The organism is Enterobacter sp. fkY84-1, assembly GCF_052974705.1.
The window spans coordinates 149,224-170,718 of the sequence record NZ_CP169393.1 but is presented as its reverse complement, the minus strand read 5'-3'; the positions used below and the strand labels follow the sequence as shown (position 1 = coordinate 170,718).

Annotated in this window: 18 protein-coding genes; 13 read left to right on the top strand and 5 right to left on the bottom strand. The window is 55.5% G+C overall.

The genetic code is table 11. The features are described from left to right. Positions 1-16 precede the first annotated feature (16 nt). Complete coding sequence (xylB, locus tag ACEPLT_RS00775; RefSeq protein WP_232929155.1) at positions 17-1,471, bottom strand: xylulokinase; 1,455 nt, start codon at positions 1,469-1,471, stop codon at positions 17-19. 61 nt (positions 1,472-1,532) lie between these two features. Next, entirely contained in the window at positions 1,533-2,855 is a 1,323-nt protein-coding gene (gene xylA, locus ACEPLT_RS00770; protein ID WP_086374966.1) for a xylose isomerase, read from the bottom strand. Between the two features lie 371 nt (positions 2,856-3,226). On the opposite strand from xylA, the gene xylF reads away from it, so the two are divergent. The 4 genes from xylF to xylR all read left to right on the top strand — a co-directional run bounded on the left by xylF (position 3,227) and on the right by xylR (position 8,204). Next, positions 3,227-4,219 (top strand): D-xylose ABC transporter substrate-binding protein, encoded by a 993-nt coding sequence (xylF, locus tag ACEPLT_RS00765; protein ID WP_008502746.1) that lies wholly within the window; start codon positions 3,227-3,229, stop codon positions 4,217-4,219. A 72-nt stretch (positions 4,220-4,291) separates the two neighbouring features. Continuing rightward, on the top strand, positions 4,292-5,833 hold the full coding sequence (locus ACEPLT_RS00760; RefSeq protein ID WP_232929153.1) for a xylose ABC transporter ATP-binding protein: 1,542 nt from the start codon (positions 4,292-4,294) through the stop codon (positions 5,831-5,833). Beyond that, positions 5,811-6,992, top strand: coding sequence for a xylose ABC transporter permease XylH (gene xylH, locus ACEPLT_RS00755; protein ID WP_232929151.1), 1,182 nt, complete (start codon positions 5,811-5,813; stop codon positions 6,990-6,992). Before ACEPLT_RS00760 ends, xylH begins: the two co-directional genes overlap by 23 nt. 33 nt (positions 6,993-7,025) lie before the next feature. Next, positions 7,026-8,204 (top strand): D-xylose utilization transcriptional activator XylR, encoded by a 1,179-nt coding sequence (xylR, locus tag ACEPLT_RS00750; RefSeq protein WP_021242460.1) that lies wholly within the window; start codon positions 7,026-7,028, stop codon positions 8,202-8,204. 38 nt (positions 8,205-8,242) lie between these two features. Here the strand turns inward: xylR and ACEPLT_RS00745 are convergent, their stop codons facing one another. Next, a complete protein-coding gene (locus tag ACEPLT_RS00745; protein WP_021242459.1) occupies positions 8,243-9,067 on the bottom strand; it encodes a protein bax in 825 nt (274 codons plus the stop codon). A gap of 314 nt (positions 9,068-9,381) precedes the next feature. On the opposite strand from ACEPLT_RS00745, the gene ACEPLT_RS00740 reads away from it, so the two are divergent. The 5 genes from ACEPLT_RS00740 (at position 9,382) to ACEPLT_RS00720 (ending at position 16,165) form a co-directional block, all read left to right on the top strand. Further along, positions 9,382-11,412 carry an alpha-amylase gene (locus tag ACEPLT_RS00740; RefSeq protein WP_232929149.1) on the top strand — a complete coding sequence of 677 codons (2,031 nt, stop codon included), beginning with the start codon at positions 9,382-9,384 and terminating at the stop codon, positions 11,410-11,412. A gap of 183 nt (positions 11,413-11,595) precedes the next feature. Next, positions 11,596-12,852 (top strand): valine--pyruvate transaminase, encoded by a 1,257-nt coding sequence (avtA, locus tag ACEPLT_RS00735; RefSeq protein ID WP_023294831.1) that lies wholly within the window; start codon positions 11,596-11,598, stop codon positions 12,850-12,852. A 317-nt stretch (positions 12,853-13,169) separates the two neighbouring features. Then, positions 13,170-13,490: a hypothetical protein gene (locus ACEPLT_RS00730; RefSeq protein WP_050009966.1), complete on the top strand. Its 321-nt coding sequence runs from the start codon at positions 13,170-13,172 to the stop codon at positions 13,488-13,490. Between the two features lie 29 nt (positions 13,491-13,519). After that, the gene (locus ACEPLT_RS00725) at positions 13,520-14,356 is read left to right on the top strand and encodes a collagen-like triple helix repeat-containing protein (protein ID WP_232929147.1); all 837 of its coding nucleotides are present in this window, start codon (positions 13,520-13,522) and stop codon (positions 14,354-14,356) included. A 90-nt stretch (positions 14,357-14,446) separates the two neighbouring features. Further along, the gene (locus ACEPLT_RS00720) at positions 14,447-16,165 is read left to right on the top strand and encodes a ShlB/FhaC/HecB family hemolysin secretion/activation protein (RefSeq protein WP_070533366.1); all 1,719 of its coding nucleotides are present in this window, start codon (positions 14,447-14,449) and stop codon (positions 16,163-16,165) included. Here ACEPLT_RS00720 and ACEPLT_RS00715 read toward each other — a convergent pair. Further along, positions 16,149-16,604: a 4Fe-4S dicluster domain-containing protein gene (locus ACEPLT_RS00715; RefSeq protein WP_232929145.1), complete on the bottom strand. Its 456-nt coding sequence runs from the start codon at positions 16,602-16,604 to the stop codon at positions 16,149-16,151. The two genes, ACEPLT_RS00720 and ACEPLT_RS00715, sit on opposite strands and share 17 nt — an antisense overlap. A gap of 3 nt (positions 16,605-16,607) precedes the next feature. Further along, positions 16,608-17,426 (bottom strand): IclR family transcriptional regulator YiaJ, encoded by an 819-nt coding sequence (yiaJ, locus tag ACEPLT_RS00710; protein ID WP_021242452.1) that lies wholly within the window; start codon positions 17,424-17,426, stop codon positions 16,608-16,610. A 224-nt stretch (positions 17,427-17,650) separates the two neighbouring features. Between yiaJ and yiaK the strand changes: the two genes are divergently transcribed. Genes yiaK through ACEPLT_RS00690 form a run of 4 tightly spaced genes read left to right on the top strand, consistent with a single transcriptional unit; the run spans position 17,651 to position 21,443 of the window. Next, the gene (yiaK, locus tag ACEPLT_RS00705) at positions 17,651-18,649 is read left to right on the top strand and encodes a 3-dehydro-L-gulonate 2-dehydrogenase (protein WP_021242451.1); all 999 of its coding nucleotides are present in this window, start codon (positions 17,651-17,653) and stop codon (positions 18,647-18,649) included. Between the two features lie 10 nt (positions 18,650-18,659). Further along, positions 18,660-19,127 carry a YhcH/YjgK/YiaL family protein gene (locus ACEPLT_RS00700; protein WP_023294828.1) on the top strand — a complete coding sequence of 156 codons (468 nt, stop codon included), beginning with the start codon at positions 18,660-18,662 and terminating at the stop codon, positions 19,125-19,127. Positions 19,128-19,153: 26 nt separating this feature from the next. After that, a complete protein-coding gene (locus ACEPLT_RS00695; protein ID WP_032675744.1) occupies positions 19,154-20,080 on the top strand; it encodes a DUF4862 family protein in 927 nt (308 codons plus the stop codon). A 43-nt stretch (positions 20,081-20,123) separates the two neighbouring features. After that, the gene (locus ACEPLT_RS00690) at positions 20,124-21,443 is read left to right on the top strand and encodes an MFS transporter (RefSeq protein ID WP_023294826.1); all 1,320 of its coding nucleotides are present in this window, start codon (positions 20,124-20,126) and stop codon (positions 21,441-21,443) included. Positions 21,444-21,495 lie beyond the last annotated feature (52 nt).

Here is a 21,495-nt window from a genome sequence, read left to right as displayed (position 1 = left end):
TCCCGGACAAGCGAATTTACGTCATCAGCGGCAGCAGCTGCTGGTAGATTTTGCGGAACACGTCGCGCCTTTCCGCGTACCGCGCATGGCGCGCCGCGTCAGGCAAATGCGCCTGTTCAAGCGTAAGCTGCGGCAGCAGTTGTGAAAGCGGTTTTTCCGGGTTCATAGCAATCTGCGCCAGACGCGCGGCGCCGAGCGCGGGGCCAACATCGCCACCGGTGCGGAAATCCAGCTGCAAGCCGCTGATGTCCGACAGCATTTGTCGCCAGTAAGGGCTTCGCGCACCGCCGCCAATCAGGGTGACGCTTGCGGGTTTCAGGCCGCAGTCGTGAACCACGTCCATTCCGTCAGCCAGCGCATATCCGACGCCTTCGAGAACCGCACGCGCCAGTTCTGCCGGACCATGCTGATGGGTTAAGCCAAAGAACACCCCTTTCGCTTCAGGGTTGTTGTGTGGCGTACGCTCGCCGGACAGATACGGTAAAAACCAGACGGTACCGGCATTTTCATCCGCCTGCTGTGCTGCGGCAATCAACGCAGGAACATCGGCCATCCCGGTCAGCTTCGCCGCCCAGTCCAGGCACGACGCTGCACTCAGCATCACCGACATCAAATGCCATTTTCCAGGCAGCGCATGACAGAAACTGTGCACCGCGCTTTCGGGATTGCTGCGATAGCCGTCGCTGACGGCAAAATAGACGCCAGACGTTCCCAGAGACAGCATCGCCTGCCCTGCCTCAACCATGCCGACGCCCACGGCACCCGCAGCGTTGTCACCGCCCCCGGCAACCACCGGTACGGCAGGCATATTCCAGCGTTCCGCAACGTCTGGCAGCAGTGTGCCTGTTACCTCGCTACCTTCGAACAGCACGGGCATGTGTTCACGGGTCAGGTGGCAGGCATCCAGCATCGCCTCGCTCCAGTCACGTTTCGCCACGTCGAGCCACATCGTGCCGGCGGCATCGGACATGTCGGAAGCAAAATCGCCCGTCATACGAAAGCGCAGATAGTCTTTCGGTAGCAGGACTTTCGCCACCTGCCGGAAAATCTCCGGCTCGTGTCGCTGCACCCACAGCAGCTTGGGCGCGGTAAAGCCGGGCATCATCAGGTTGCCGGTAATCTCACGAGACGTAGGTACGCGCGCCTCAAGAAGCGCGCACTCTTCCGCACAACGGCCGTCATTCCAGAGGATCGCAGGACGCAACACGCGATGTTCGCTGTCCAGCAAGGTTGCACCGTGCATTTGCCCGGCAATCCCCAGCGCTTTCACGTCACGCAGAGAATGCTGTTCACCTAACGCCTTGATTGCACGATCCGTTGCCTGCCACCACTGCTCCGGATCCTGTTCCGACCACAGCGGATGCGGACGTGAAACCTGCAGCTTTTCCGTCTGCGTTGCTAACACCTCGCCCTGTTCGCTTAACAGGATGGCTTTCACACCCGATGTGCCAAGATCGATCCCGATATACATTACGGTGACTCCTTTAACAGAAATGCCCGGTGGCGCTAACGCTTACCGGGCCTACGTGCTGTTATTTATCGAACAGGTAGTGATTGACCAGATTTTCCAGTAACTCCTGGTGCCCACTCTGGTGCTGCGGCGCCAGCTGATGTTGTTCAGCGTACTTCGCGATGTCCGCTAGTGATAACTGACCTTTCAAAATTTGCTGGCCCAGCTCACTGTTCCAGCCGCTGTAACGCTTCGCCACGCGTTTATCGAGCTCACCGTCTTCAATCATACGTGCCGCCACTTTCAGCGCCAGCGCCATGGTGTCCATCGCACCAATGTGGCCGTAGAACAGATCGTATTTGTCGGTGCTCTGGCGACGCACTTTGGCGTCAAAGTTCAGGCCGCCGGTAGTGAAACCACCCGCTTTGATGATTTCGTACATCACCAGCGCATTCTCTTCCACGCTGTTCGGGAACTGGTCTGTGTCCCAGCCCAGCTGCGCGTCGCCGCGGTTAGCATCGACCGAGCCGAAGATGCCCAGCGCAATCGCAGACGCGATCTCGTGGTGGAAAGAGTGGCCCGCCAGCGTGGCGTGGTTGGCTTCAATGTTCACTTTGATCTCTTTTTCCAGACCGAACTGCTTCAGGAAGCCATACACCGTCGCCACGTCGTAGTCATACTGGTGCTTCGTCGGCTCCTGCGGTTTTGGCTCAATCAACAGCGTGCCGCGGAAGCCGATTTTGTGCTTGTGGTCGACAACCATCTGCATAAAGCGGCCAATCTGCTCGCGCTCCTGACGCAGGTCGGTGTTGAGCAGGGTTTCATAGCCTTCACGGCCTCCCCACAGGACATAGTTTTCGCCGCCCAGCTGATGCGTGGCATTCATTGCCGTCACCACCTGCGTGGCCGCCCAGCTAAACACTTCCGGATCCGGGTTGGTTGCCGCACCTGCGCCGTAGCGTGGGTTAGTGAAGCAGTTTGCCGTGCCCCACAGCAGCTTCACGCCGCTTTGCTGCTGTTTTGCCGCCAGTACATCCACCATCTGCGCAAAGTTGTTCAGATACTCTTTCAGCGATGCGCCTTCCGGCGACACGTCAACGTCATGGAAGCAGTAGTACGGCACGTTCAGCTTGTGGAAGAACTCAAACGCCACATCGGCTTTGCGTTTCGCCAGCTCGATGGCCTCACCCGGCTGCTGCCACGGGCGGTCAAAGGAGCCCACGCCGAACATATCGGCGCCGTTCCAGCAGAAGGTATGCCAGTAACAGGCGGCAAAGCGCAGATGATCTTCCATGCGCTTACCCAGCACCAGCTCATCCGGGTTGTAGTGACGAAATGCTAAAGGATTGGTCGTTTTCGGGCCTTCGTAACGAACACGATCGAGTTGGTCGAAATAAGCTTGCATATTGAGCTCCATAATCAGGGTATGCGGCGAGTCGTTGATACAGGAGTAATAGTGAATAGACATTTTGGGTTGCTCAATTACGTTATTTCACACTGCTATTGAGAGAATGCACAACTGTGCGCTGGCTCGCAAAATAATGCGCAGACGAACTATTTTTCGGCGCGGATTCCAGAATCAAATGTAATTAAGACGTTACGTATTTTAAAATCCGATCGCGGTCATAAATTCAGAAATAAACCAAATATCATAATGAGAAGATAAAAATCTGTAATTGCCAGCCTGCCTTTCCGCGTTAAAAATTTGCTGCGTCCCAGCAGTGAATGTTTCTTTTATCTCAGCAACACATACCCCTACAAAAAGGCCTAATAATTATGAAGATAAAGAACCTGACCCTAACGCTCTGCACTACGCTCCTCCTTGCAAGCTTTGCAGGGCATGCCAAGGAGGTCAAAATTGGCATGGCGATTGACGACCTGCGTCTGGAGCGCTGGCAAAAAGATCGCGATATTTTTGTGAAAAAAGCGGAATCACTCGGCGCAAACGTGTTTGTCCAGTCGGCTAACGGCAACGAAGAAACACAAATGTCGCAGATCGAGAATATGATTAACCGCGGCGTCGATGTGCTGGTCATTATCCCCTATAACGGCCAGGTATTAAGTAACGTAGTGAAAGAAGCCAAACAAGAAGGCATAAAAGTGCTGGCTTATGACCGCATGATTAATAATGCGGACATTGATTATTATATTTCGTTCGATAATGAAAAAGTCGGCGAATTACAGGCACAAAGCCTGATCGACAAAGTGCCTCAGGGCAATTATTTCCTGATGGGCGGCTCGCCGGTAGATAACAACGCCAAGCTGTTCCGCGAAGGGCAAATGAAGGTCCTTAAGCCGTACATCGATAACGGGAAAATAAAAGTGGTTGGCGATCAGTGGGCCGACGGATGGTTACCCGAAAACGCCCTGAAGATTATGGAAAACGCGCTGACGGCCAACAACAACAAAATTGACGCGGTTGTGGCCTCCAACGATGCCACCGCAGGCGGTGCGATTCAGGCATTAAGCGCCCAGGGGCTGGCGGGTAAAGTCGCCATTTCTGGACAGGATGCCGATCTGGCTGGCGTAAAACGCATTATCGCAGGCACCCAAACCATGACGGTCTACAAACCGATTACCGAGCTTGCCAATACGGCGGCGGAAATCGCCGTGGAACTGGGCAATGGCAAGCAACCTAAAGCAGACGCCACGCTGAATAACGGGCTGAAAGACGTTCCGGCTCGCCTGCTCACCCCTATTGAAGTCAATAAAGAGAACATTGACGCCACCGTCATTAAAGACGGCTTCCACAAGAAGAGCGAACTGTAATCCGGCGCGGCCCCTGCTTTGCAGGGGCGCATCACGTTGTACTGTTCTTCCCTCGGTTTATGTGGAGCAGTTATGCCTTATTTACTTGAAATGAAAAGCATCACCAAGCGCTTCGGCACGGTGAAAGCCGTCGATAACGTCAGTCTCCGGTTGAACCCCGGCGAAGTCGTTTCGCTGTGTGGCGAGAACGGCTCAGGCAAGTCAACGTTGATGAAAGTGTTGTGCGGAATCTACCCGTATGGCAGTTACGAAGGCGAAATCGTTTTTGCTGGCGAAGTTATCCAGGCGACTCACATTCGTGATACCGAACGTAAAGGCATCGCCATCATCCACCAGGAACTGGCGCTGGTGAAGCATCTCACCGTGCTGGAGAACATTTTCCTTGGGGCCGAAATTTCCCGCCACGGCGTGCTGGATTACGACACCATGACGCTACGTTGTGAAAAGCTGCTCGCGCAGGTGAGCCTCAGCATTTCACCGGATACCCGCGTGGGCGACCTGGGACTGGGGCAACAGCAGCTGGTTGAAATCGCTAAAGCGCTCAATAAGCAGGTCAGGCTGCTGATCCTTGATGAGCCCACGGCCTCGCTCACCGAACAGGAAACTGCGGTACTGCTCGATATCATTCGCGATCTGCAAAATCACGGCATCGCCTGCATCTACATTTCGCACAAACTGAACGAGGTTAAAGCCATTTCGGACACCATCTGCGTGATCCGCGACGGGCAGCACATCGGCACGCGTGAAGCCGCGGGCATGAGTGAAGATGACATCATCACCATGATGGTAGGACGCGAGCTGACGGCGCTCTACCCGAATGAGCTTCACACCAAAGGTGATGAAGTGTTGCGCGTGGAAAATCTGACCGCGTGGCACCCCGTTAACCGCCACATCAAGCGTGTGAATAACGTCTCGTTTTCTCTGCACAGCGGCGAAATCCTCGGTATCGCCGGGTTAGTCGGCGCCGGGCGCACGGAGGCCGTACAGTGTCTGTTTGGCGTGTGGCCAGGGCGCTGGGAGGGCACGATTTATATCGACGGCCAGCCGGTGAAAATCGACAACTGCCAGCAGGCGATCGCCCGCGGCATTGCCATGGTGCCGGAAGACCGCAAAAAAGACGGCATCGTGCCGGTTATGGCGGTGGGGAAAAACATTACGCTGGCGGCGCTCGATCGCTTCTCCGGCGCGCTGAGCAGCCTGGATGATGCCGCCGAGCAGCAGTGCATCCTTCAGTCACTCGCCCGATTGAAGGTCAAAACCTCCTCACCGGAACTGGCCATTGGCCGCCTGAGCGGCGGCAACCAGCAAAAGGCGATTCTGGCGCGCTGCCTGCTTCTCAATCCACGCATATTAATCCTTGATGAGCCGACGCGCGGAATTGATATCGGTGCCAAATATGAAATCTACAAACTGATTAATCAGCTTGTACAGCAAGGGATTGCCGTCATTGTCATTTCGTCTGAGTTACCCGAAGTGCTCGGCCTGAGCGACCGTGTACTGGTCATGCACGAGGGAAAACTGAAAGCCAACCTGATTAACCAGAACCTGACGCAGGAGCAGGTGATGGAAGCCGCTTTAAGGAGCGAACGTCATGTCGAAAAGCAATCCGTCTGATATCAAAGTCGCCGTTCCGACGCCCGGTGCGTTCGCAGGGCTAAAAGCGCTGAACCTGCAGGTTTTCGTGATGATCGCGGCGATTATCGTCATCATGCTCTTTTTTACCTGGATGACCGATGGTTCGTACCTCAGCGCGCGTAACGTCTCTAACCTGCTCCGCCAGACCGCTATCACCGGCATTCTGGCCGTCGGCATGGTGTTCGTGATTATCTCCGCGGAAATCGATCTGTCGGTCGGTTCAATGATGGGGCTCCTCGGCGGCGTGGCGGCGATTTTTGACGTCTGGCTCGGCTGGCCGCTGCCGCTGACCGTGGCGGTCACGCTGGTATTGGGGCTGGTACTGGGGGCCTGGAACGGCTGGTGGGTAGCCTACCGTAAAGTGCCGTCGTTCATTGTCACCCTGGCGGGGATGCTGGCCTTCCGTGGGATCTTAATCGGCATTACTAACGGCACCACCGTCTCCCCTACCAGTGCGGCCATGTCGCAGATTGGTCAGAGCTACCTCCCGGATGGCGCGGGCTTTACCATCGGCGTGGCCGGGTTGCTGGCGTTTGTCGCGTGGCAGTGGCGTGGACGCATGCGCCGTCAGGCGCTGGGGCTGGCGTCGCCAGCATCACCCTCGGTGGTGGGACGTCAGGCGCTGACGGCGGTCATTGTGCTGGGCGCCATCTGGCTTCTTAACGACTATCGCGGCGTTCCGACGCCGGTGCTGCTGCTGGCGCTTTTGCTGCTGGGCGGCATGTTTATGGCGACGCGCACCGCGTTTGGCCGCCGTATTTATGCCATCGGCGGCAACCTTGAGGCTGCCCGTTTGTCGGGGATTAACGTCGAACGCACCAAACTCGCGGTCTTCGCCATTAACGGCCTGATGGTCGCCATCGCCGGGCTGATCCTCAGCTCGCGTCTGGGGGCGGGTTCACCCTCCGCCGGTAATATCGCCGAGCTGGATGCTATCGCCGCCTGCGTTATTGGCGGTACCAGCCTCGCAGGGGGTATCGGTAGCGTCGCGGGCGCAGTCATGGGGGCATTTATCATGGCGTCGTTGGATAACGGGATGAGTATGATGGACGTCCCGACGTTTTGGCAGTATATCGTCAAGGGGGCCATTCTTTTACTGGCAGTCTGGATGGACTCGGCCACCAAGCGACGGGCCTGATAACGGTATTGTGACTTAATTGGGAAGTGAGCCATGTTTGAAAAGCGTCACCGCATTACGTTGCTATTCAATGCCAACAAAGCCTATGACCGTCAGGTGGTAGAAGGCGTGGGTGAATATTTGCAGGCGTCGCAATCCGAATGGGATATTTTTATTGAAGAAGATTTCCGCACCCGTCTGGAGAACATTAAAGACTGGCTGGGCGATGGCGTCATCGCCGACTATGACGACCCCGTCATTGAACAGCTGCTGACCGACGTCGACGTGCCGATCGTGGGCGTCGGCGGCTCCTACCACTCGCCCGAACACTATCCGCCGGTTCACTATATTGCCACCGATAACCATGCCCTGGTCGAAGCCGCGTTTCTCCATTTAAAAGAGAAAGGCGTCCACCGCTTCGCGTTTTATGGTTTACCCGCCACCAGCGGCAAGCGCTGGGCCGTTGAGCGTGAGCACGCATTTTGCCAGCTGGTCGCGCAGGAGAAGTATCGCGGCGTGGTCTATCAGGGGCTGGAAACCGCCCCGGAAAACTGGCAGCACGCGCAAAACCGTCTCGCTGACTGGCTGCAAACGCTGCCGCCGCAAACCGGGATTATTGCCGTAACGGACGCCCGCGCCCGCCACGTGCTGCAGGTCTGCGAACACTTACACATTCCGGTGCCCGAAAAGCTGTGCGTGATTGGCATTGATAATGAAGAACTGACCCGCTATCTGTCCCGCGTGGCGCTCTCTTCCGTGGCTCAGGGCACGCGTCAGATGGGCTATCAGGCGGCGAAGCTGCTGCACCGTCTGCTGGATAAAGAATCTCTGCCGCTTCAGCGCCTGCTCGTGCCTCCTGTCCGCGTCGTGGAACGTCGCTCGACCGACTATCGCTCCTTAAGCGACCCGGCCGTCATTCAGGCCATGCACTATATTCGCAACCACGCCTGCAAAGGGATTAAGGTCGATCAGGTGCTGGATTCGGTAGGCATTTCGCGTTCGAATCTGGAGAAGCGTTTTAAAGAAGAGGTGGGCGAAACCATTCATGCCGTCATCCATGCTGAAAAGCTGGAGAAAGCACGCAGCCTGCTCATCTCCACGTCGCTGTCGATCAACGAAATTTCGCAGATGTGCGGTTACCCGTCGCTGCAATATTTCTACTCGGTGTTCCGCAAAGAGTATGACACCACGCCGAAGGAGTATCGGGATCGCCACAGCGAGGTGCTGATTTAGAAAAGAAAACGCCTTCCAGTGGAAGGCGTTTTTTGAGATTACATATGAGCGGCGATTAAGCGCTGGTTATCCTGGTACATGGCGAACAGATAGTTGTTATAGCTCTGTCCCTTCGTTGAATACCCTTTCAGCTTGTGGATCATCGTACTGGCCGTCACTTCCTGGTCCGCTTTACGCAGCTGAGCGCGTGATTTACGGAACGATGAGTAGGCCGGGTGCGTGTTCAGATTCACCACGTAGGCGTTCACGGAATCCTTCACGGATTCAAACTGCGAATAGCCTTTCACCTTGCCAGGCGCATTCGTACAACGACCTTTCACGCATTTCATGCCGAAAAGGTTGTTGTTGTTACGCGCAAGCTTAGACGTTCCCCAGCCGCTTTCGGCTGCAGCCATGGTCGCAACCATGCTGCCCGGGATGATATCCACACGCTCAAGGAGAGCATTCCACGGCACACGACGCGTGTTACCGTTCCAGCTCAGCTTATAGCGCTTCGTGATATCTTTCAGACGCGCGCGCTCGGATGGCGACCAGCGGCTATCGTACTGTTTGGAAATCAGCCAGTTACGATCCGCAGTAATCGCGGCATTTTGACTCGTGATGTAAGGCATTACCGTCCGGAGAAACGCTTTTTTCCTTGGTGTTCCGGAAGGGTATTTTCGCAAATCAGGAAGTGAACTACTCTTTGCACTATTGCGAGAATACTCTTGTTTACTGCTAACCTTACTACTTGTCGTCTTTATTACGTGGGCTTTCTTACTCGTTGTATCCGTGTGCGTCTTCGCAAGCACCCCACCCGAAAATGCCGTGGTGAGTAACATGAGTATCGCAGCCCCATATCGTCGAATGGGAGTCGATATCATTAGGTCTCCTGGTCGGATGTAATCATCCCAACACCTTATTTTTTTCACAAATTTGAGAGCGGAATCTCAAATCATATCAAAAATAGACTTCAAGAGCACGTATAGAAATAGTCCAATTCCGAAACTATGTCACCTGAAACTTGCTCATAAAAACATCATTTCTGGAAAAATGTGTGCGTTATCGCAGATAACTGCCTAATTTTGCGCAAGATCACTCATCCTCACGCATCCTCCTGGCAGAAAGCGACAGGGGATGAGTTTTTCCCGCCCGCCTGCTGGCAAACTGGTCAAAAATGCCGCGACAGGAACCTGGAATGAAACGCACCGCAATAGCCTTACTGATGTTACCCGCACTGGCACATGCCGACTGGTCATCGCCGGGGTTTGACGCATTTCGCGCCGAAGGCACCGGGATTTTCACCAGCCAGGCAAAGCTTGCGAAGGGTACGCGTCCTCTTACGCTCAGTTTTGACAAGACGTGCTGGCAGCCCACAGGCGCGATAAAACTCAATGAGATGCTGTCGCTCAAGCCCTGTGACGGTACACCGCCGCAGTGGCGCCTTTTCCGCGACGGTAAATACCAGATGCGAATCGATACACGCTCCGGCACGCCCACGCTGCTGCTGGCGGTTCAGAGCGCGACAGAACAGCCGGTGGCCAACGTTATCCGCCAGTGCCCGAAGTGGGACGGTAAGCCGCTGACGCTGGACGTCAGCCATACCTTCCCGGAAGGCTCCGTCGTGCGCGATTTCTACAGTAAACAGACGGTGACCGTACAAGGTGGAAAAATCACCCTGCAGCCAGCCGCCAACAGTAACGGCCTGCTGCTGCTTGAGCGCGCCGAAACCGACAAGCCTGCGCCGTTTAGCTGGCAAAACGCCACCGTCTATTTTGTACTGACTGACCGCTATGTGAATGGTGACCCGAGCAACGACAACAGCTACGGCCGCCACAAAGACGGCATGCAGGAGATTGGTACGTTCCACGGCGGGGATCTCAAGGGACTGGCCAGCAAACTCGATTACCTGCAGCAGCTGGGGGTGAATGCGCTCTGGATAAGCTCCCCGCTTGAGCAGATCCACGGCTGGGTAGGCGGCGGCACCAAAGGTGATTTCCCGCATTATGCCTACCACGGCTACTACACCCAGGACTGGACAACGCTCGACGCCAACATGGGCACCGGGGATGACCTGCGTCAGCTTGTTGATGAAGCGCATAAGCGCGGCATTCGCATCCTGTTTGATATCGTCATGAACCACACGGGCTACGCGACGCTTGCGGACATGCAGGCGTATCAGTTTGGCGCCCTGTACCTGCAGGGTGATGAGCTGAAAAAGACGCTGGGAGACCACTGGACGGACTGGAAGCCTGGCGCAGGCCAGACCTGGCATAGCTTCAACGACTACATCAACTTCAGCGACAAAGCCGCATGGGAAAAATGGTGGGGCAAGAAATGGATCCGCACCGACATCGGTGATTACGACAACCCCGGCTTCGACGATTTAACGATGTCGCTGGCGTTTCTGCCCGACCTGAAAACGGAATCCACCGCCCCTTCCGGGCTACCCAATTTCTACCAACACAAACCCGATACCCACGCGAAAGCTATTCCGGGCTATACCCCGCGCGATTACCTGACCCACTGGCTAAGCCAGTGGGTACGCGACTACGGCATCGACGGTTTCCGCGTGGATACCGCGAAGCACGTTGAGCTTGCGGCCTGGCAGCAGCTGAAAGACCAGGCAAGCCAGGCGCTGGCCGCCTGGAAAGGCGCTCACCCGGACAAAAAGCTCGACAACGCACCGTTCTGGATGACCGGCGAATCCTGGGGTCACGGAGTGATGCAGAGCGATTATTACCGCCACGGCTTCGACGCGATGATCAACTTTGATTATCAGGAACAGGCGGCGAAAGCGGTAAATTGCCTGGCCGATATGGATCTCACCTGGCAGCAGATGGCGGAGAAGCTGCAAAGCTTTAATGTGCTGAGCTACCTCTCATCACACGATACGCGTCTGTTCCGCGAAGGGGGCCAGCGCGCGGCGGAGCTGCTCCTGCTGGCACCGGGCAGCGTGCAAATCTATTACGGGGATGAGTCCGAGCGTCCGTTCGGGCCGACAGGCTCCGACCCGCTGCAGGGCACCCGCTCGGATATGAACTGGCAGGACGTCACGGGCAAGCAGGCCTTAACCGTCGCCCACTGGCAAACGCTGGGTCAGTTCCGCGCCCGCCACCCGGCGATTGGTGAAGGCAAGCAAACCACGCTGTCGCTGAAAGAGGGGTATGGATTCGTACGTGAACATGATGGCGATAAGGTGATGGTCGTCTGGGCGGGGAATCAGTAGATCATACCCCTCACCCTAACCCTCTCCCCATGGGGAGAGGGGAGAAGCTCCAGAACTATTCACTACACAAATCCACTCCCGCCCTATAAAACCACAAATCCGACCACACCACCCGATTTGCACCAACACGGTGCTAGCGTTATGGTTACCCACTTTCAAAATAAGCTCGACAGATCACCTGCTATGACGTTTTCACTTTTCGGCGACAAATTTACCCGCCATTCAGGCATTACTCGCCTGATGGAGGACCTCAACGACGGGCTGCGCACACCGGGCGCAATCATGCTCGGCGGCGGAAACCCGGCTCAAATCCCGGAGATGAATACCTATTTCCAGACCCTGCTCGCTCAGATGCTGGAAAGCGGCAAAGCAACCGATGCGCTTTGCAATTACGACGGCCCGCAGGGGAAAACCGAGCTGCTGGCACTCCTCGCCGAAATGCTGCGTGACGAGCTGGGCTGGGATATCGAACCACAGAATATTGCACTGACAAACGGCAGCCAGAGCGCATTTTTCTACTTGTTTAACCTGTTCGCTGGACGTCGCGCGGACGGCACCACCAAAAAAGTGCTGTTTCCGCTGGCGCCGGAGTATATCGGCTATGCCGATTCCGGCCTGGAAGAGGATCTGTTCGTCTCTGCGCGCCCGAACATCGAGCTGCTGCCGGAAGGCCAGTTCAAATATCACGTCGATTTTGAACACCTGCATATTGGCGAAGAGACGGGCATGATCTGCGTATCGCGCCCGACTAATCCAACGGGCAACGTGATCACCGATGACGAACTGATGAAGCTGGATGCGCTGGCCAATCAGCACGGTATTCCGCTGGTGATCGATAATGCCTACGGCGTGCCGTTCCCGGGCATCATCTTCAGCGAAGCACGTCCGCTGTGGAACCCGAACATTGTCCTGTGCATGAGCCTCTCTAAGCTGGGTCTGCCGGGCAGCCGCTGCGGCATCATCATTGCCAATGAGAAAATCATCACCGCCATCACCAATATGAACGGCATTATCAGCCTTTCACCGGGCGGCATTGGCCCGGCGATGATGTGCGAAATGATCAAACGCAAGGACCTGCTGCGTCTGTCGAATGACGTGATCAAGCCGTTCTACTACCAGCGCGTTCAGGAGACGATCGCGACACTTCGTCGCTATTTGCCGGAAGAACGCTGCCTTATCCACAAACCGGAAGGGGCGATTTTCCTGTGGCTGTGGTTTAAGGATTTACCTATCTCCACCGAACTGCTTTACCAGCGCCTGAAAAAGCGCGGCGTACTGATGGTGCCGGGCGATTATTTCTTCCCGGGTCTGGATAAGCCATGGCCGCATACCCATCAGTGCATGCGCATGAACTACGTCCCCGACCCGGAAAAAATCGAAGCGGGTGTTAAAATTCTCGCCGAAGAGATCGAAAAAGCCTGGCAAGAAGGCAATTGTTAAAAAATAAGGCTCTTCAAATGAAGAGCCTTATTTTTCCGTGATCTGAATCTTATATAAAGGATATATCCTGTAGCGCTTCATTTATCATTCCCATTGAGTTTTCTTAGGAATATTCCTTTAATTTAGGCTCGCTAACCATCCTCTCAATAATTAAGCAAAAATTAAATATGCTAACTTATTGTTATTTTAAATAACCCTCTTCAACGCAGCAAAATACCTTCCTGAGTCGCTTTCATGCATATTTAAAAATACTGCATATACTCACTAATACGCCGCTCGGCGTTCTTTTGCGTGGAGTATTCATATGCTACCTAATAATGTTAGTCGCATCAGCGCTATTGCTGTTGCGGTACTGCTCGCGTTCTCTCTTTCTGCCTGTAGTGGAAGCGGTGGCGGATCTCACTCAACGGCCAAAAATAACCCTGCGACGGGAAGCAGCAGCGGCTCAGATGATGGAAGTGGCACAACCGCGAGCAATGGCGGTTCGGGCAGCAACGGATCGGGCACCGGAACGGGTTCAGGTACCGGGACAGGCGCTGGCGGCGGAACGGGTTCTGGTTCAGGGTCGGGATCAGGTTCAGGCTCAGGCTCAGGCTCAGGCTCAGGAGGCAGTGGAGGAACCACTACCGCAGGCGTAAATACGATACTGGGTGATGCCGGTAAAACCGTGACCAGCGTCGGATCCACTGTGGATAGCCTCGGAAGCCAGCTTCCGACAAATAATCCCGTCACGTCAACCGTCTCAACCACCGTCAGCGGTGTTGGCAGTGCCGTGTCCACCGTGGGGACAGGCGTCACGACTGGCGTTGGCGATCCAAACAACCCGAACGGTGTGGGTACCACGGTTAAAGGCGTGACCACGTCGGTCACCTCCCTCGGCAATACCGTTTCATCGGTAGGCACGGGACTGGCGAGTTCCACTTCCGGAACCCCGGTCAGCGGCGTAACCGGCCTGACGGGCAGCGTGGTCAACAGCACCGGGCAACTGGTCAGTAACACCGGCACGGGTCTCACCAACACGGTAAGCAGCCCTGCTGTCACTCAGGTAACAACCGATACCACGACCCTGGCTAACAAGACGCTGGGCGGAGTACAGGGCGTGACGCAAACCGTAGGCACCACAACGGGTCTCGGCACACCGGTTAACGGTCTGCTGACCCAGGTGGGTGGCACCGTCAGCGGCGTGGGGACCAACATTAGCAGCAGCAATAGCGGGCTTAGCGGTGTCGGTCAGGTCGTTCAAAATGTCGGCCAGACGGTCACGGATAGCGGTACGCTAGTGAAACCCACATCAACCACCGGAGGCAGCGGCACAGGATCTCTGACGGCCGATGCCAATGTGACAGCCACAAACAATAGCCTGAGCACAACGGTCAATACCACCCTCAATACGCTGACTGCGGGTGTAACGGCCAATGCAGGCACAACCCAAAACACATCTACGACAAACCCGATTAACGGGCTCAACACGTTAACCTCGAGCCTACTGACGCCAAAACAGTAATCCTTTTACTGCCTGTCTGCGCCCCTGGTTCAGGGGCGCTTTATTCAGCGACATTTACCCCAACCGGGGATGACGAACAGGGATAGCGCGATGAAACACCACTTCCTTTTTTCGCTGACGGGGCTGGTTGTGCTGAGCATGGCCCGCGCCGATACTCTGCCCTCTATTATTAACCCCGATAACCCGGCGCAAGTTTCTCGTAACGTTGCCCCCGAACAGACTGAGGCCGCGCCGCAGCCGAACGTCAAAATAGAAAAACCGAAGTCAACGCTGACGCCTGAAACGCCTATTACCATTCATCACATTCAGTTTATTGGCGGCACGCGTTATCCCTTGAAGGAATTACTTCAGCCCTTCAGGCCTTACGCTGGAAAAACCGTGCCGCTAAAAACGCTTACGGGGCTGGTAAATGATATTACGGAACGCTATAAGGCCGACGGTTTTCCACTCTCTTATGCCTGGCTGCCCGATAATAATTTCCAGCAGGGCAATATTAAAATTGTTCTGGTTGAAGGCTATGTCGCTCATAGCGACATCACCAGTAATAACCCGCACATCGCCGAACGTCTTAAACGTTTGTCCGAAAAAATCATGGCGGAAAAACCGCTGTCTCAGGATACGTTCGATCGCTACAGCCAGCTGATGACGCGCACCCCGAACGTTCCGGTTACGGCTAACGCGCAGCTGCCAACCAATATCTATGGCGCAGCGGCGATGCAAATCACCGGTAATCAGGAGCGGAGCTGGAATATCGCTTCCACCATCGATACCCGTAAAGGGCAAGATTTAATGATGCTGAACGGCACGCTCAGCAACATGACAAGCTATGGCGATCAGCTTGGCGTGGCCACGCTTGTGCCGTTAGATAGCAACACGCGAAAAAACTATGTCGGGCTCAACTGGCAGCAGTTTTTAAACGACGAAGGGCTGACCATGCAGCTCAAAGGCAGCTATTACCGTGAAGATCCGCGAGATTTTTCGCCCCTGCTCTCTTTGCCGAATAATATCAGCGTCGATTCGAAGCAAAAAACAACGCAATACAACGGCGGCGTGACGTTTGGCTATCCCCTGCTGCTGACGCAAAAATCGCAAATTAATCTGACCAGCGGTTTTGATTACACCGACCGCCAGGATGATTATGCCCTGCAGGCCAGACTGCTGGGCAAAACCTATAGCCTGGACTCCGTCAACCAGCACGCGCGTTATCCCGCGCTGGAAGTGGGCATCAACGGTGCACATCAGTTCACAACCGCCAGCATCAGCGGCCGACTCAACGTGCGTCAGGGTATTGATGCGATGGGAGCCGATATCGTCTCGGCCCCCAGGCCCGATATTAATTTTACGCTCACGAAAAGCTATCTGGACGCAGCCTGGCTGTTTGCCGATAAGTGGCGGCTATCAACGTCCTGGGAGGGGGACTGGTCAAATAACACGTTGCCAGAACCCGAACGCGTTAGCTTCGGTGCCCAGCGGTTTGGCCGTGGATACCAGGACAGCGAAGCAAGCGGTGATTACGGCTATGGCGGGCAGGTAGAACTGCGCTATATCCAGATGCGAAAAGAGAGCACATGGCTTGCCACTATCCAGCCCTACATGCTGGCCGATACCGCGCAAACCTGGTTTAACACCTCCGGCTTGCCTCATCAGCGGCTCGGGTCAGTGGCGGCTGGCGTGATGGTAGGCGATACCCGCCACTATAGCATCACGGTTGAGGCGGCAAGACCCGTCGGGGATGTTCCGACAGACAGTCGCAACAGAGACTGGCGCTACAGTCTGACGTTTACGTGGAATTTCAATAAAATGCAGTAAGCCTTTCAGCCCGAATACTGGCAGGATCAACGCAGCGCAGCGCGTGGGTTGGACAGGCCTCCACGCAGGCCGGTCCGCCTTCGCGCTGCACACATAAATCACATTTCAGCGCTTGTGCCCTGCTTCCCACCAGCCGTACCTGCATCGCCCCAAACGGACAGGCGACCATGCAGCTTTTACAGCCAATACAGCGCGTCTGCTCAACAAGCCAGGCGCCTGCCGTAAGGCTGATGGCATGGGTTGGGCAGACATTGGCACAGGGGGCGTCCTCGCACTGATGGCAACCCACCGCCGTAGTGTAGGCGTCCCCCTTCACCACCCGCAGGCGAGAGGTAAAAGCCTCTGCGGTGAAGTCATCCTGATGCGCGACCGCACAGGCCACTTCACAGGTGCGGCACCCGATGCATTTTTCCGCATCCGCCATGATAAATCGTTTCATCTGTTACGCCTCGCGTACGTTAAAACCCAGCTCTTTTGAGATAGCCTCTGCCGTTTCGCGCAGCGGCTTGAGCAGGTTCTTCTCGCCCACCTGCTTCATGCGCGACGTCGATAGCGAGATAGAGATCGCATACGGAACGCGGCCGTGAATATCAAACACCGGCACGGCAATACAGGAGACGCCCAGCTCGTTCTCTTCTTTGTCCATCGCCATGCTGCGATCGCGAATTTCCGCCAGTTCATCATACATGGCGCTCAGTTCAGTGATGGTGTTGCGCGTCAAAGGTTGGATCTGTTCCTGATGGCTTTCCCAGTAGCTTGCCACGTAATCCTGATGGCCAAACGCCATGTAAATCTTGCCCATCGCAGAGCAGTAGAGCGGCATATGCTGGCCAATATAGGCGCGCGTGCGCAGCATACCGGTTGTCGGTTCGAGCTTATAAATCAGGATGGCGTGGTCGTCTTCCCGGCTGGAGAAGTTCACCGTCTCGCCGGTCGCAATGTTCAGCGCTTCGAGGTGCGGAGCGGCCACGTGAATGATATTCAGCGACGACAGCGCCTTTTGCCCGACGGCGATAAATTTGGTGGTCAGGCGATAGCTGCCCGCGGCGGGTGCCGGGGTCACGTACCCGCACGACTGTAGCCCCTGCAGCAAGCGGTGCACGGTGCTCTTATTCAGCCCCGCCAGTTCCGATAAATGTGCAAGCGGACACCCGTTCGGATAGTTGCTGAGGATCTCAATCAGCATCAGGCCGCGAAACAAGCTCTGGCTGCCTGCTGGCCTCTCTTTTTCTTGCGTCATTTCGCTCTCTTTCATGCTCATTACATGGCTCCTGTTTAGCGCGCCCTGATGGTAGCGCAAAGTGTGGGTCAGTTCACGATCTCAACAGAAAAAACACAACCAGTTGATTTTAATCGATTTTGAAAAACATGAATGTCGTTGATCTGACAAAATTTGATCGCTATATTTGAAATCAGATTTCGCATAGTGGAATTTAGCGATAAAAAAGCACTCACACTTGCCCTTAAAAGAACAGGAGAACAGGGATGAAAGTGACCTTCGAAGAGTTGAAAGCGGCGTTCAATCGGGTTCTGCTCGACCGCGGCGTGAAAGCGGAAACCGCAGACGCCTGCGCCGAGATGTTTGCCCGCACTACGGAATCCGGCGTCTATTCGCATGGTGTAAACCGTTTCCCGCGTTTTATTCAGCAGCTTGATGCAGGGGATATCATTCCTGACGCCCAGCCCAAACGGGTGATGACATTAGGCGCCATCGAACAGTGGGATGCGCAGCGCTCCATTGGCAACCTGACGGCGAAGAAGATGATGGATCGCGCCACCGAGCTGGCGTCCGATCACGGCATTGGTCTGGTGGCACTGCGTAACGCGAACCACTGGATGCGCGGCGGCAGCTACGGCTGGCAGGCGGCGGAGAAGGGCTATATCGGCATTTGCTGGACCAACTCGATTGCCGTGATGCCCGCGTGGGGATCAAAAGAGTGCTGCATCGGCACAAACCCGCTGATCGTTGCCATTCCGTCGAACCCGATCACCATGGTCGACATGTCGATGTCGATGTTCTCCTACGGCATGCTGGAGGTGAACCGCCTGGCCGGGCGCGCGTTGCCGGTAGATGGCGGCTTTGACGACGAAGGTCACCTCACCAGAGAGCCGGGCGTGATCGAGAAAAACCGCCGTATTCTGCCCATGGGCTACTGGAAAGGGTCCGGCTTATCCATCGTGCTCGATATGATCGCCACCCTGCTCTCAAACGGATCTTCCGTCGCGGAAGTGACCCAGGACAACAGCGACGAGTACGGCGTATCGCAGATCTTCATCGCCATTGAGGTGGATCGCCTGATCGATGGCCCAACCCGCGATGCCAAACTGCAGCGCATTATGGACTTCATCACCACCGCCGAACGCGCGGATGAAAATGTCGCCATCCGTCTGCCAGGGCATGAATTTACCCGTTTGCTTGAAGAGAACCGCCGCAACGGCATCACGGTTGACGACAGCGTGTGGGCGAAAATCCAGTCTCTGTAAGGAGTGGGCCATGATATTCGGACATATTTCCCAGCCAAATCCGTGTCGCCTGCCGCGGGCGATTGAAAAAGCCCTTCATTTTCTGCGCACGACGGATTTCACCACCCTGGAGCCAGGCGTAGTAGAAATTGAAGGTCGCAACATTTTTGCCCAGGTTCTCGACCTGACAACAAAGGATCTGCACGAGAATCGCCCGGAAGTGCATCGCCGCTATCTGGATATCCAATTCCTGGCCTGGGGTGAAGAGAAAATCGGTATCGCGATTGATACCGGTAATAACGAAATAAGCGAATCATTGCTGGAACAACGCGATATTATTTTTTATCACAACAGTGAAAATGAGTCGTTTATCGAAATGATACCCGGCAGCTATGCCATATTTTTTCCGCAGGATGTGCACCGTCCTGCCTGTATTAAAAACAAGGAAACCACAATTCGTAAGATTGTGGTGAAAGTGGCAATCAGCGAATTAGATTAATTTTCTGATAAATACAGGAACGCGAAATGACCAACACCGGTTTTATTATTGGTGCGTACCCCTGCGCACCCTCGTTTCACCAGAAAGGGGAACAAGAAGAACAAACCTTCTGGCGGGAACTTTCCGACACGCCGAATATTCGCGGGCTGGAACAGCCTTGCCTTGAAAATCTTCACCCCCTTGGTGACGAATGGCTGTTCCGCCATACCCCGGGGGACTGGCAAATCGTGGTCACGGCAGTTATGGAAACCATGCGGCGCCGCGGCATCAACAGCGTGTTTGGCCTGGCCTCGGCTGACGACGCGCAGCGTAAAGCGTGCGTGGACTTTTACCGACATTTGCACAAAAAAATTAACGCCGTGAATACCCGCTTCCCGGGGAAAGTGATTGCTCTTGAGATGCAGGCGGCCCCGCAGGCGGGCAATGCCTCGGTCGAACAAGCCACCGACGCGTTTTCCCGCTCCGTCCGTGAAATAACAAGCTGGGACTGGGGCTGCGACCTGGTGCTGGAACACTGCGATGCCATGACCGGCGTCGCACCCCGTAAAGGCTTCCTGCCCTTAGAGCAGGTGCTGGAGGTGGTGAAAGACACGGATATCAGCGTCTGCATCAACTGGGCGCGGTCGGCCATCGAAGGCCGTAACACCACCCTTCCGCTTGACCACGTTCAGGCCGCGCTTAATGCCGGGAAACTGGGTGCGCTGATGTTTTCAGGCACCACCCACGGCGGGGAGTACGGTGAATGGCAGGATCTGCACGCGCCCTTTTCCTCATTCTGCGCCGACAGTTTGATGTCAACTGAACGTGCAAAAGCACTCTTTACTGCGGCGAGCGCCGCAACGTTGAAATTCTCCGGTATTAAATTACTGGAAATAAATGCTAATGCTGATGTCAGCCATCGCATCGCCATTTTGCGCGACGGTATCAGCGCAATGAATAAAGCAACGCAATAACAATAAGAAAAGTTTATTCCGGTTACCTACTGAGAGATTAACTATGAATATTTCTACTCATGCTCTACATACGGACATTCCGCGCCAGCGCTGGCTAAGAATCATTCCTCCTATTCTTATCGCCTGTATTATTTCATATATGGACCGCGTGAATATCGCGTTTGCAATGCCGGGAGGTATGGACGAAGAATTAGGTATTACCGCCACCATGGCAGGCCTCGCGGGCGGCATATTTTTTATCGGCTATCTGTTCCTGCAGGTACCCGGCGGCAAGATTGCGGTGCACGGTAGCGGCAAGAAATTTATCGGCTGGTCACTGGTCGCCTGGGCGGTGATCTCGGTGCTCACGGGTCTCGTGACGAATCAGTACCAGCTGCTGGTGCTGCGCTTCTTACTCGGCGTGGCGGAAGGCGGGATGCTACCCGTTGTGCTCACCATGATCAGCAACTGGTTCCCGGATGCCGAACGCGGTCGCGCCAACGCAATTGTGATCATGTTCGTACCCATCGCCGGGATAATCACCGCCCCGCTGTCGGGATGGATTATTACCGCACTTGACTGGCGCTGGCTGTTCATCATTGAAGGTCTGATGTCCGTCGTTGTGCTGGTGCTGTGGGCGTTCACCGTGTACGACCGTCCACAGGAAGCCCGCTGGATCTCAGCGGCCGAGAAAAACTATCTGGTACAAACGCTGGCGGCTGAACAGCAGGCCATCGCCGGAAAAGAGGTGAAAAATGCCTCGCTCAGCGCGGTGCTGTCTGACAAAACCATGTGGCAGCTGATCGCCCTGAATTTCTTCTATCAGACCGGGATTTACGGTTACACCCTCTGGTTGCCGACCATTCTGAAGGAGCTGACGCACACCAGCATTGGTCAGGTGGGGATGCTCGCCATCCTGCCCTACATCGGCGCCATTGCGGGCATGTTCCTGTTCTCCTCGCTTTCTGACCGCACCGGCAAGCGCAAGCTGTTTGTCTCCCTGCCGTTGATTGGCTTCGCGCTCTGCATGTTCCTCTCCGTTGCCCTGAAAGCAAACATCTGGCTGGCCTATGCCGCACTGGTGGGCTGTGGTTTCTTCCTGCAATCCGCCGCGGGGGTGTTCTGGACGATACCGGCAAGACTGTTTAGCGCCGAAATGGCAGGTGGCGCGCGCGGCGTGATCAACGCCCTGGGTAACCTCGGTGGCTTCTGCGGCCCGTATGCCGTTGGCGTGCTGATCACCCTGTACAGCAAAGATGCAGGCGTCTACTGCCTGGCCGTTTCACTCGCGCTGGCGTCGCTGCTGGCCCTGCTGTTGCCGGCGAAATGCGATGCCGGGGCAGAGCCCAATCCCACGGTAAATCCCCATAAGCGTGCGGCCTGATGCCCTCACCACAGCCCTCTCCCACGGGGAGAGGGAGAAAACCGAACAGTAG